This is a genomic window from Paenibacillus sp. MBLB1832 (assembly GCF_032271945.1).
Classification (GTDB): Bacteria; Bacillota; Bacilli; order Paenibacillales; family NBRC-103111; genus Paenibacillus_E; species Paenibacillus_E roseopurpureus.
On sequence record NZ_CP130319.1, the window covers coordinates 1,810,105 to 1,823,230 of the forward strand.

Sequence of the window (13,126 nt, forward strand, 5' to 3'; positions counted from 1 at the left end):
TTCGTAGGGTTATTTGAGTTTTTATAATGGTTCAGTCATGGTTCAGCTGACTTTCCCCGCTAATGGGCAGCATTCCGTGGTTGTCTGAAGTTAAAATTTGAATTTTATCACCAAAAAAGAGAAGGTTTTGCTTTTCTGCCCATTTCTTTTTTCAGGGTCCAAAGTATTACCAAGTCCTATTTTCGTAATAAAACAGAATAAATCGCAATTTTTCCTCATTGTGAGTTGTGAGTATGAAGCGATATGATGATGTTGTAGTTTTTTTGTAATCGGTTACAAGGGCTTATTCTAATCATTGGGAGTTGATGCAGGAAGAAAACTTTGTTGTACTGGCAGAAACATTTTGTTATCAAATTGACAATCTATGAGGTGAATAACATGAGAAAAGCATGGTTAAGCAGTTTATGTCTGATGTTGATTTTATCGTTTGTAGTATCTGTGAAGGAGGTTGGCGCCGCAGCCAATGAGGTAACTCCAATAGCTTGGTCCACCTTTACAGCAGCAGCCCCAACGGATGCGGATACAGCACGAATTAGAAGTATCCTAGTGAACAGCAATAAGTATGCATTGACTGAGTGGTATCCAACGGTAAAGAATTATGATGCGCAAACGGGTACATACCTTAGCTTTGGCGGAACTGCAGAGGATAATATCCGTCCTTCAGCCAGTGAAGCCATCGCGCTGGCAGCTTCGCTCAAGCTTGGTGCCTATGATGCTGCAGTCACAGGCGTTTCAGTGAGCAGCGCGACAGCCATTGCCAATAAGCTGATTTCGTCTCTTGCTTACCAACATGCAGCCAATACAAGCGGTGGGTGGGGGAACCATTGGCAATCGGCGCTCTGGGCCTCTCTTGCTGGCACTGCCGGTTGGCTCATGTGGGATGATTTATCCGTGACAGATCGCGAGTATGTCCGTAAGATGGTAGAGTATGAAGCTAATAGGTTCAACACATATACCGTTCCTTATTACCGCAATGCATCGGGAACCATTGTTATAGCAGGTGATTCCAAAGGCGAGGAGAATTCCTGGAATGCCATGATCCTTCAGCTGGCCACCAGTATGATGCCGAATCACCCGAATTATTTGACATGGATGAATAAAAATGTAGAGTTGATGCTTTCGGCGTTTGCTCGTCCGTCTGATGTTACGAACAACACAATAATCAATGGAAAAAGTGTAGCAACTTGGATTAAAGGCTCCAATATTAATGAGGATGGTACCATGGTGAATCATAACATCATACATCCGGATTATATGGCAACTGCTATCCAGAATGGTAACGCGGCGTTGCTGTATACACTGGCAGGTAAAGCTACGCCGAGTGCAGCCTTGTTCAATTTGGATATTGTCTATGATACAATGGTTGATCTAAATTTCACAGCAGGCACGAATATCCCGCCCGGCGGGACGGTTGCTGCTCCTGGGGGAACGATCTTCGTGGATGGAGGGTCAGATATTTATTATCCTCAGGGGAATGATTGGGGAATTGGCAGAAGGATGAACTTTGCCCATCTCGATGCGCAAGCTCGTGCACTGGGATACGATACCCTGGCCTCTCAGAAAGGCGCCTATTGGGAGCCGTACCATGCGCAGAAGGTGCTCGATATGCAGACCCGCTACACAGATGGACATACCTATAGCGGCAACAGTGAGGATACCTACGGGGGTCGCGAAGAATGGGTAGCTCAGCATGCGGGCCGTGCATTTTTGACGAAATGGATTTCGGCACAAAATAAATACACACTTACCAATGAAGCTCCTTCTATGGAAATCATTGTGGATAACTCGGATGGCGGCGTAACGAAATCTTCCGGCTGGTTAAGCAGCTCGACCAGCAGTTTACGCATCGGCAGCGATTACTTGCAGGATGGGAATACGAATAAAGGGGCGTTGAACGCTACATTTACTCCAGTTTTACCGGTAACCGGTACTTATTCGGTTTACGTGTACTACAATGCAGCGGCGAATCGCGCGAATAATGTGCCTTTTACCATCACGCATGCTTCTGGAACAGCGTCGGTCGGTGTCAATCAACAAATCAATGGTGGTACTTGGGTTCAATTGGGTACCTATACGTTCAATAGCGGAAGCACGGGCTCAGTTACAATAAGCAACACAGGAACTTCCGGTTACGTGATTGCGGATGCCGTGAAGTTCGTCAAGCAGTAAGCGTACCGTTTATTAGTAACCCACCTCTTCGAAATAGGAAGAGGTGGGTCTTGTCTTCCCATAAAGATTGTTGATTTAGCTCGGAATCAGGCATAAGATGGCTTTAAGGAGTGAATCAATCATGTATAAATTACTCATAGTTGACGACGAGGCGGATATCCGGGAGGGCTTGGCTGCTTTTCCCTGGGACCGATTGCATATAGAGGTTACAGGCATCTGCGAGCATGGTTTGGATGCTTATCACTGGTTACAGCAGCATCCCGTAGATATCGTAATTACCGATATTCGAATGCCGTTAATGAACGGGTTGGAACTGGCGGAGAAGATCAACAAGCAGTTTCCTTATGTCAAAACGGTGATTTTGACAGGGTTTGATGATTTTGAATATGCACGGGCGAGTATTCGTGTAGGCGTGGTGGACTACTTGCTGAAGCCAACGCAAGATGAGCCTATGATGGCAACATTTCTCCGTGTGAAAGAGACCATGGACAAGGAGAAGCAAGAGGAGCAGCGGCTGTTGCTCGTTGAGCGGCGCTCCCGATTGCTTGCCGGTGTGCTGCGCAAGGAGTTTCTGCATAAGCTGACGAGCCGTCCACTGACGCGGGCTGAAATCGATGAGGGCTCGTCCGTCAGCGAGGTTATGCTGGATGGGAAGGCCTATCGAATCATGATGATCCGCCAGGATCATCCGATTCATCGTCAGCCGCACTACGCGGAGAAGGAGTGGGAGCTTGTTCTGTTTGCTTTAGACAATGTGCTTACGGAGCTATGGGATGCGGAAGGGCACGGATATCATCTCGTGGATGAAGCCACAGGAGATTGTATGCTGATCGGGGTGAATAGTGAAGAGGAAACGGCATGTATGTCACAATTGGAAGCCTTGCGACAGCAGTTATATCGTTTTCGCGGACTTCTCCGCACGACGCTTTCCATCGGATTAGGGGGCGCCTATGCGAAGCTTGATCAGTTGCATCTCTCTCGTCGGCAAGCCGAGAACGCATTGATCAAAGGGACGAGCGCGAATGGAATGGCTGTCGATGAGCAGGCTCCTGGCAGCATTAGCCATGCAGAGGGAAGCGCACGAGAGGAATCCACAGCTGTTTGGGAAACCAGTGAGGCCTCTACCTTTTTAATTGATAAGGCCAAGTCTTATATCCATAATCATTATCAACGCTCTATCACGCTTTCCGAGGTAGCGGAACATATTCATATCAGTCCTACGTATTTCAGCTTTTTGTTCAAGGAGATGACGGGGGAGAATTATGTGCAGTATGTGACAACCTGTCGTGTAGAGAAGGCAAAGCAACTGCTTAAAGACAGTTATTACAAAGTTTACGAAATCGGTGAAATGGTCGGATACGAGAATCCAAGGTACTTCTCTGAGATTTTCAAAAAAATGACGGGGAAAACACCGAATGATTACAGGGGGGCCAAATGACAGAGATAGGGCAAGGCGAGCAGGAATTCACGGGTTCACATCGCAAACGCCTGGTCTGGGCTGCGGTTGTCATCTTTTTCGCGGCGCATTTGTTATTTGTAGCGAACTTTGTATGGAGCTCAGGGAACACGCAGCAGGACTTTGAGCGTCAGGCTGAATCGGCCAGGCTGGATATGATCAGGCGCAATATTGTTACCTTCTTTCGTGAATTGGATTCCTTCACCGCTTTAATCCGTACACCCGAGGTGCTGAATGCGGCTAAACAGGTTGGGGATGCCTCCAACGCAAGTGCCAGGGAAGAACTTGCTTATCACTTGAATCAGCAGCTAAATTCCCTAGCGTTTCCTACCCGATTCATAGGTAAAATTTTTCTCATTGCCAAGCAGGACAAGCAGATGAGCTTTGCCAAGGATCCAGCGAAGCCTGGCTTGGAGAACGATGAGCTGCCGCGAATTGATGAGCTCGAACAGGCAGGTTTGCTCGGGCCTCTTGTGAAAGGAAATGGTGTACCCGTCTACTATGCACCCGGTGAGCTGATGAACCGTATCACAGCGGTGCAATCGCAAATGGATCCTTCTCAAACTGCGCGTTTCGTTGCACTCGCGGAGCATCTAGAGAATCATATCGTCGTCAGCGGAATTGAGAATAGTGTGCTATATATGATTGTGCTGCAGGATCACTTTTTGAAAGAGTTTCTGCCTTGGGAGCCATTGTTCCAGACACGTATTTCTTTGCTGGATGCAGAGAAGCGTCCCATCTTTAGCGCGTCGCTGTCAGGGAAGAGTGACGAGTATCTGCCTGTAGCACATCAAGAGACGGTAGAACTCGAGCCTTACGGCTTCCAGTTAGTGCTGACCTCGTCCGGACAGTCTTTATGGAAAAGCATTCGTGCCAATGGGGCTTCGCTGCTGCTTATATTTGCAGGTTCGCTTGGCGTATGTCTCTTCTTGGCCTATTTGTTTTCTAAACCCATTAGTCATCCGATTCGTAGGCTATCCATGTCGATTAAAAGGCAAGCGAGAAACTTTCCGTTACGACCGCTGCAAATGGAGGAGACCAGGATCCCGAGATGGCAACGCTTATCGATTCACAACAAAATCCTAATGTTTTTCCTTGTCTCAGTCATCTTGCCGGTTGTGGTTGTCGGTTCGATATATACGGGTTGGCTAACGATGTATTCCCGAGACAAGCTGGTGGATTCACTTAATGCTGTTTCGAGGCAAATGAGTGCTAACGTGAATTACCAGACGGAAGCCTACCGTCGGTTCGTGAGGCAACTCGCGGTAAGTGGGCCGATTCAATCGCTGTTGGAAAATATGACGAAGAGGGGTCCCTTTCTCTCAGGGGAAGTGGTTATAGCCCCTTCTGCAGGTCTGGACCCCAGATTGACAGGTGTCTCTTATTATGTTCTCTATGACACCGCAGGCAAAGCCATCTATTCCTCCATGTATGCCAATAATCTGGAACTGTTCACACTGGATACGAAAGCGCTTATGGTGGATGAGCAGGCGATGATGTGGCAGCCTGAGCATCTGGATCTTTTTAATCAATCCGGACTCACGTTAGTATACGAAATCCCCCAGCAAACGTTTGGACAGAAGGCAGGCTACCTGGAGGTTCACTGGAAGGAAAACGTGTTTGAGGAAGTGATGGGACTAGCCGCCAACAGGACCGTATCTACAGCGATTGTGGATACCAAAGGGCGAGTAGTCGCCCCCTATCGGACAGAGGATACAGAAGCTATCGCTTGGGCAGCAAGCTTGTTGTACAGCCAGATGGGAAAAGAGCGCGTCGTTCATTGGCAGGGTCAGGAACAGCTGGCTGTGGTGCAGCCTCTTGCTGGCAGCGATTGGCGCTTCATGGTGCTGAAGCCGCTTAGTGAAGTTAACACACAAAGCAGAGACCTGCTGATGCAAAACTTAGCTATTCTCGCTGTCCTCACTTGTATAACCGCTCTATGCGCGTATCTCCTCTCCCGCTCCATGGTTCGGCCAATCAAGACATTGAAGACAGCCATGCAGCGAGCAGGGGCAGGCGATCTGAAGCAGCAGCTTAGCTATGAGTCTTTAGACGAAATTGGCGAGCTCAAGAGCAGCTTTAATCAGATGATAGTTCAAATCAATACCCTCATGCAGGAGAATATTGACAGCAAGGTGAGGGAGCAGGAGCTGCACAAGCTCAAATCCCAAGCTGAGCTGCGCATGCTTCAGCAGCAGATTAATCCTCATTTTTTATATAATACCTTGGAATCCATCAATATGATGGCGAAGCGTTCGGGCGCGGAGGATGTGAGCACAACAGTCGGCGCATTGGCGAGGATTTTCCGCTTTACGATTAGCAAGGGGCCGGAACTTGTGCAGCTGGCGCAAGAAATCGAGCATACTCGCAGCTATATGACGATTCAATTGGTACGTTTCCGCAGCCGGTTTGAGGTCGAATGGGAGCTTGCGGAGGAAGCACTTTATGTGCCTGTGTTAAAATTTATCCTGCAGCCTATCGTCGAGAACGCTGTAAACCACGGGATTGCTGAGCTTCCTTCCGGTGGAAAAATTTGTATTTCAGCCATGGTAGCGGAAAGAACGCTTATCGTGGAGGTTCGTGATAACGGAGTGGGCATGGATGAACCTACGCTGCATAAGTTACTTCTCTCTCTGACGGAAGAGGCGTCTTCGGATACAGGTATCGGACTACGCAATGTGTACCAGCGGCTCAAGCTGTATTACAGCGATCAGGCTCAGATGAGGGTTGAAAGTGACATGATGATGGGCACGAAAATTACGATCAGCATTCCGCTGATGAGCTAAATCTAAAGGGCTCCTGCTTAATAGAGCGGGGGTTCTTTTTCATTCGTTGTCCTGCTGGAGAAGACATTAAAAAATCGGAAGAAATCGAAATTTACCCGCATTGTGAGGAATTGCTTATGGACGTATAGTTAGTACATGACCAAGCACATCAAGTAGTTATCGGGATTCGAAAGGGGCAGATGAAGTTGAAAAAAAAGTTAATGCTAGTCGCACTCTCATCATTAGTTATCCTTGCAGCAGGCTGTGGTACCAAAGCCGGACAGGACAAAAGCACAAGCGAGCCTGTGAAAACAGAGAAACCATCGGATAAGAAGATCGAGATGGTATGGGCAGGTTGGACAGGGGAAGAGAAAGCGTTCAAGCCCGTCATTGATTCGATTATCGAGGATTGGAACAAGAAGGAACCGAACGCGACGGTCAAATGGCTCGGTTGGCCATGGGATCAAACTCAACAGCAATTAATACTAAGAGGTATGTCCAAGGACCAGATTGATGTTGCGCAAGTCGACATTCGTTGGGTGAATTCATTAGCGGAAGCGGGTCTTCTGGAGGATTTGGGCACCTTGTTTGACAAAAATTGGATTTCAAACAATTTTGATGCCAATTTTCTGAAGATCGGGCAAGTGGAGGGTAAACAGGTTGGCCTTCCGTGGACGTTGGGTGCGCTGGGCATGTTGTACAACCCGACACTGCTGGAAAAAGCAGGTGTGAAGGATGTTCCGACGACTGTCACTGATTTTGAGGATGCACTGAAAAAAGTAAAAGCGTTCGACAAAAACATAGTTCCCTACGCGATTTCCACGAAAGTGGCCTCCAGTGTTTCCACAAACTTCCAAGCATGGCTGTGGCAAAATGGCGGCAATGTGTTTGACAAGGACGGCAAGGTGATCATCAACAATGAAACAGGCGTGAAAACCTTGACGTGGTTTAAGAGCTTGTACGATAACGGGTTGATTAAAATGGACCTGGCCCAAACGGATGCCCGCGTGCTCCACAGCAAAGGCCAATCGGCATTCTACGACGATCTAGTTCTGGCGAAGGGTGTCATGAAGTCCAATGGCATCGCGGATCAGGATCTGGATAAAATCATACGCCCGATGGCTAGACCGCTAATCAAAGCTGGCGATCAGCCGCAGTCCAAAATCGGTGGTACGGTGCTTGTGGTTTTCAAGGATTCCAAGTATAAGCAGAAGGCTGCTGACTATATCAAGCATGTCGTTGGCGAGCCGGAAGCGCTAAAGTTCTTTAAGGAAAGCGGCAACCTGCCGACATTCAATTCAGCCATTAAGAATGAGCTAATCCAAAAGGATGCCTATACGAAGAAATTTCTTGAACTGACAACCTTCTCTAAGCGTGCGGAAACAGAGCCCTTCGCTTCAGCCAAGGAGCTGGACAATATTATCACTGAAGAGTTTCAGGCGGGTGTCATGGGGGCCAAGACGCCACAGAAAGCGCTTGACGATGCGGCAACCAAGATCAAATCGACTTTGAAAAAATGAGGTGATTCGCATGAGTGATCATGCTGCGACCCGGCTGAAGCCGAACGCGCGGAAGAACCCATTGCTAGGTAAAAAGCTGACAGAAAGCCAATTCGGCTTTCTGTTAGTCCTACCGGCCTTGCTGGTTTTTATGATGGTTATTTTTTATCCTTTCATCAATTCGCTTTACATGAGTATGACCAATCAGAGTTTGTTGAAACAAAACCGTTCCTTCGTTGGATTAGACAACTTCAAGCAAGTGTTCACGGATCCTGATTTCTTGGCCATCATCAAGAATACGTTGATATTTGTAGCAGGAGGCACCTTAGCTCCGTTCGTTCTGGGACTGATCTGGGCGATCGTTCTAAATCAAGGCTTTAAGGGAGCTGAAATACTTAGAGGGCTAACGCTGGTTGCTTGGATCGTACCCAGTACAGCCATTGGTTTTTTATGGATGTGGATATTCCACGCCCAATACGGCGTGTTAAATGGTGTGTTAAGCTTCTTCGGCCTTATTGACAACAACATCAATTGGCTCGGTCAAACAGAAACCTCCATGATGGTCGTTATTATTGCCAAATCATGGCAGACGCTGCCTTGGTTTATGGCTTTTCTGCTAGGGGGCCTTCAAGGTGTTTCTACCGAGCAAGTGGAAGCGGCTCGAATTGACGGGGCAGGCAATTGGCAGGTGCTGCGGCATGTCGTATTGCCGGATATGAAAGAAATCATTTCCTTGGTACTTTTACTTGGAACGATCGGAAGCCTTCAGCATTTTGATCTTCCATGGGTCATGACGCAAGGTGGACCTGCTACCTCGACGACAACCTTGTCCATCGCTGTTTATCGCAGTGCTTTCCAGGAGTTTAATTTGGGCAATGCTGCAGCTATCGGAGCGGTTTGGGTCGTTCTGCTGGGCGTATTCGGATACTTCTACTTGCGCAATGCGAGTAAAGATGCCTGAGGCTAAGAAGGGAGGGTGCACGCATGTTTGAAAAAACAACAGGCTTTCGCTTGTTTTTCTGGATTGCCTTAATTGCTATTGGACTATTTGTTTTCTTTCCACTTTATTGGATGTTAAATACCGCGTTAAAGCCACATACGGAGACATTCACACTCTCGTTTGTCCCGGAGCATCTGACCTTCAGCAATTTTGTCAACGTCATACTGGATAAATCAATCATGATGTATCTGAGAAACAGCCTATATGTTTCGATCGTCAGCAGCTTTTTCACAATGGTCATCTCTGCGTATGCGGGCTACAGCTTTTCGAAGTACCGATATAGAGGGCGAACGTCTTTTATGATGCTGATTTTGCTTTCCAAAATGTTTCCGCATGCGATCCTGCTGCTGACCATTTACACGATGATGAAATCCTACGGGCTGCTCGATCATTATCTTTCATTGATTTTAGCGTTCGTTACGTTCTCCCTGCCGGTAGGCACATGGACGATGAAGGCTTACTTCGATCAGCTGCCGGACGCCATTATTGAATCGGCGAAGATTGACGGGGCCAGTCAATTGACCATTATCCACCGTATTATTGCACCGCTTGCGGTTCCAGGATTGGTCTCCACGGCCATTTACGGGTTCGTGTGGAGCTGGAATGACCTGCTGTATTCCTTAACCTTGGTCACTTCGCCTGAGAAACGGACGCTGGCTCCAGGTTTGATTTTGAACTATATCAGCGAGTTTCAGGAAAGCTGGGGAGCGATGATGGCGGCATCGATTGTTGTGTCGATTCCAGTGACGCTGATGTTTATTTTCCTGCAGCGCTATTTCATTCAGGGACTCACTTCCGGTGCGGTAAAAGGATAGGCACGATTGGCGCTAAACTCGACCCGGATGTGCCGAAAGCAGGCAAGTCCGGGTCTTTGTTCAACATGGGAATGAAATTGAAAGTTAGCCGTAGACAAGAGGAGGAACGGAAATGAGTCTGCCTACAAAAGTCATTGATTGTGATGTCCACAACGCATTAACCAGCCCGCTTGAGCTGGTGCCTTATTTGCCGGAGCCCTTCGCCACCCGTTTGCGGGAGACAGGCATGATGGCGGTGCCGAACGGCTGGTATTCCCCTGCTGGTCCTTATCGCAAGGATGCGATTCCGCCAAGTGGCGGAGCCCCAGGCTCTGATCCTGATTTTGTATACGAGCATCTGGTGAAGCCTTACAACATGGCATATGCCATGCTGCTCGGTGACCGTATCATGAATATTTGTAATCACCCTGACGCTGACTATGCTTCAGCATTGGCTAGCGCCTACAACAATTGGATGATCGATAAATGGCTCGGCACGTATAAGGAGTTTAAAGGAGCACTCGTTGTAGCACCGCAGGATCCACACGCGGCCGCCCGGGAAATTGACCGCCTGGGGGGGCACCCGGATATCGTGCAGGTGATGATGGGTACTGGCGCGAGAATGGGATATGGCCAGCGGTTTTATCATCCTATTTATGAAGCTGCGCAGCGTCAGGGGCTGCCCATCATCTTACATCCGGGAGCGGAGGGCTCCGGTGTGTCCAATGCGCCTACGGCAGCCGGTTACCCGAGCAGCTACTTGGAGTGGCATACGAGCCTGTCGCAGAACTACATGGCACACTTGCTTAGTCTGATTTGTGAAGGCGTGTTTGCCAAGTACCCCGGCTTGAAGGTCGTCCTCGCAGAAGGCGGTATTGGCTGGCTGCCTCACCTGATGTGGCGGCTGGACAAGAATTATAAAGCACTCCGCGCCCAGGTGCCATGGTTGACGAGAATGCCCAGCGAGTATGTGCGTGACCACTGCTTCCTGACCACGCAGCCCATCGAAGAGCCAGCGGATGCGAAGCACCTTGCCTATATGTTCGAAATGATTGATGCGGAGAATATTCTGCTCTTCTCCAGCGACTACCCACACTGGGATTTCGACGCGCCGCCGCAAATTTTGCGAAAGCTTTCGGAAGAAGCGCGGGAGAAAATCTTTTATCGCAATGCTAAAGTGTTGTATCAACTGTGAGAGGAGAGGTGCTTCATGCCAGCCTATACGGTAGGGACCATTGAGGAAATTCTAGAGGATTCTCATAAAGTCGTCCAAATCGAAAACCGTTCCATTGGTGTTTATAACGTAAAAGGGACGTATTATGCTATTCATAACTACTGTCCCCATCAAGGGGCGGAAATTTGTCAAGGCCTCGTCTGCGGAACGACGCTTCCTTCTGAAGTACATCAGTACAGTTTCGGCCGGCAAGGGGAGATCGTGCGCTGTCCTTGGCATGGGTGGGAATTTGATATCAAGACGGGGAAGTCGCTCTTCAGTGATAAGGTAAGGATTCGTTCCTATCCGGTTGTCGTGGAAAATGGGCAAATCTCAGTCGTTCTCGGGGGATAGAGTCAACATGATTAATTGGAGGCAGGAATTGGAGACTTATGTGAAATTGGTAAGAATTCCTTGCACGGAAGCTGGATACGCAGATGAAGAAAAGTCTGGCGAAGCTGGTCATCACGGTGATCTACAGCTGTGGGAGCAGGTAGGAAAACGTAAAGTCGGGTGGTTATCGTTCGATTTGCAGCTGCTGAAGGGCAAAGTCATTCGGCGTGCTTACCTGCGTTTGGTCAATGGCGCAGGCCATGCTTGGGATGCAACAGCGGAGGTAACGGTAAGTGCAGCGAGGCCGCAGAGCTCGGAGACAAGAAGTAGTCAGGAAGCGATCTCCCAGCAGCTTTCCATCACACAGCGTGTCTTTCGCGTGCCCGAATGGCAGCCGGGGTGGTTCATTGACATCACAGACATCGCAGAGGGCTGGATGAACGGGAAGATTCCAAACGAAGGTTTGCACCTTCAGGGCGGTTGTGAGTATAGTCCTTTATTTATTAAAGCGGGAACCGAATATGAAGGCTTAAATCCCATGCTTGTGATCGTTTGTTCATACACGAAGCAAGGTAGTGGAGCGCTAACGGATCGGCAAAAGCAAAACTTTGCACTCGAAGCGCTATCACAGCTATATCTAGTTCGTGATATAAGCTGGTCGGGCTCCTTTGTCCGCAACGCGCAGGCCCAGGCCGATGCATGGGGTTGGGGAATCGAGTATCGACGGGCGTTGCAGACGTACTTTGATTTCTGCATAACGGAGGATGGCAAGTTCCGCAACGTTTCTGAGGAATATTTCTATGTAGGAGCCTGCGGACAGGCGTTAATCCACTTGCATGCGGCAACTGGCTTAGCCAAGTACAGAACAGCGCTGCAACAATTGCGCGACGGGATTCATGCATTACCTAGAAGCCAGGAAGGCATTATTACCGCACATGATCGCGTCGAGATCGAGCTGATCTTTTGTGTATGTGCGTTCCTCGCTTATTATCACGATGCATGTAACGATCGGTCCAGCTTGGATTTGGCGATCGATCAAACAATTGCCATCTATGATGTCATGGTCCTGGATCAACCCGACGGCATTCCTCTGCAAAACAGCAATCGGCCGGGCAGTAAAGGCTGGTCCCGCGGCATGGGCTGGACGATGGCGGGCATGGGCAAGCTGCTGGCTAGCACCGGCGTGAGGCGGCATCGGCGCTATGGGGAGCTGTGCGAGCGCTTCATCCAGTTAAGCCATGCACTGAAGCCGATGCAAACGCCAGGCGGCATGTGGCGCAGTATCGTACATTTTCAGCACAGGCCGGAGGAGGTCACGGGCACAGCGCTCATTGCGCTTGGCTACGAGTACGGCTTTCAGCAAGGCGTACTGGATGCGAGTTATGCCCGGTGTGTGGATGATGCTTTGCAAGGCATCACCAAATATACACGCACGGGTATCGATATGCGTGCATGCTTTCCGATGAATTTTCATGAGAAGTATGAGGTGACGGATTTTAGCGGGAATTCGGATCAGGGCTATGGCGCTTGGATGGAGCTGCTCGTATGTGTAATGAACAGATAGAGATTATTCGCAGGATTTCATATCCCTATTGGATTCGATTAAAGAATGAAGAGAGTAAGGATTTGTTATGTTGCCCCTTTAGAAGGCGTGCGGGAATAGGGCGAATATACCAACGGCCTGCATGACGCAGCAGTGTGTTCCCGTGAATATAACCGCTGAGATCACCTGACTCCCCTAAAACACCAGCTAAAGCGATCGCACTTATGCCTGAAATGGCAAGGATTTTGCCTGCATAAGGTATTCGTGCAAGTACGGTTTCGGGATGGGCGGTTGGTGCATTGAGTTTGGAATGAAGAAATAAAACCCGTGCAAATTGAGGGTTTATTTTTTATT

9 protein-coding genes and 1 pseudogene are annotated in these 13,126 nt (G+C 48.8%); 9 read left to right on the forward strand and 1 reads right to left on the reverse strand.

Annotation, left to right across the window (positions count from 1 at the left end; all coding sequences use genetic code 11):
* Positions 1-378: 378 nt before the first annotated feature.
* The 9 genes from MJB10_RS08055 (at position 379) to MJB10_RS08095 (ending at position 12,793) form a co-directional block, all read left to right on the forward strand.
* The gene (locus MJB10_RS08055) at positions 379-2,169 is read left to right on the forward strand and encodes a golvesin C-terminal-like domain-containing protein (protein WP_314803293.1); all 1,791 of its coding nucleotides are present in this window, start codon (positions 379-381) and stop codon (positions 2,167-2,169) included.
* Positions 2,170-2,290: 121 nt separating this feature from the next.
* A complete protein-coding gene (locus MJB10_RS08060) occupies positions 2,291-3,607 on the forward strand; it encodes a response regulator (protein WP_314803294.1) in 1,317 nt (438 codons plus the stop codon).
* On the forward strand, positions 3,604-6,411 hold the full coding sequence (locus MJB10_RS08065) for a cache domain-containing sensor histidine kinase (RefSeq protein ID WP_314803296.1): 2,808 nt from the start codon (positions 3,604-3,606) through the stop codon (positions 6,409-6,411). The genes MJB10_RS08060 and MJB10_RS08065 overlap by 4 nt, the downstream gene beginning before the upstream one ends.
* A gap of 185 nt (positions 6,412-6,596) precedes the next feature.
* Positions 6,597-7,910, forward strand: a complete 1,314-nt coding sequence (locus tag MJB10_RS08070; RefSeq protein ID WP_314803298.1) for an ABC transporter substrate-binding protein — start codon at positions 6,597-6,599, stop codon at positions 7,908-7,910.
* 10 nt (positions 7,911-7,920) lie between these two features.
* Positions 7,921-8,850, forward strand: a complete 930-nt coding sequence (locus tag MJB10_RS08075) for a carbohydrate ABC transporter permease (RefSeq protein WP_314803299.1) — start codon at positions 7,921-7,923, stop codon at positions 8,848-8,850.
* A 23-nt stretch (positions 8,851-8,873) separates the two neighbouring features.
* Positions 8,874-9,704: a carbohydrate ABC transporter permease gene (locus MJB10_RS08080; protein ID WP_314803301.1), complete on the forward strand. Its 831-nt coding sequence runs from the start codon at positions 8,874-8,876 to the stop codon at positions 9,702-9,704.
* Between the two features lie 112 nt (positions 9,705-9,816).
* Positions 9,817-10,878 (forward strand): amidohydrolase family protein, encoded by a 1,062-nt coding sequence (locus tag MJB10_RS08085; protein WP_314803302.1) that lies wholly within the window; start codon positions 9,817-9,819, stop codon positions 10,876-10,878.
* A 15-nt stretch (positions 10,879-10,893) separates the two neighbouring features.
* Positions 10,894-11,250 carry a Rieske (2Fe-2S) protein gene (locus tag MJB10_RS08090; protein WP_314803304.1) on the forward strand — a complete coding sequence of 119 codons (357 nt, stop codon included), beginning with the start codon at positions 10,894-10,896 and terminating at the stop codon, positions 11,248-11,250.
* 7 nt (positions 11,251-11,257) lie between these two features.
* Positions 11,258-12,793 (forward strand): glycoside hydrolase family 88 protein, encoded by a 1,536-nt coding sequence (locus MJB10_RS08095; RefSeq protein ID WP_314803305.1) that lies wholly within the window; start codon positions 11,258-11,260, stop codon positions 12,791-12,793.
* A 115-nt stretch (positions 12,794-12,908) separates the two neighbouring features.
* Here the strand turns inward: MJB10_RS08095 and MJB10_RS08100 are convergent.
* Positions 12,909-13,046: pseudogene (locus tag MJB10_RS08100) on the reverse strand (IS110 family transposase); the annotation flags it as partial.
* Positions 13,047-13,126: the final 80 nt, after the last annotated feature.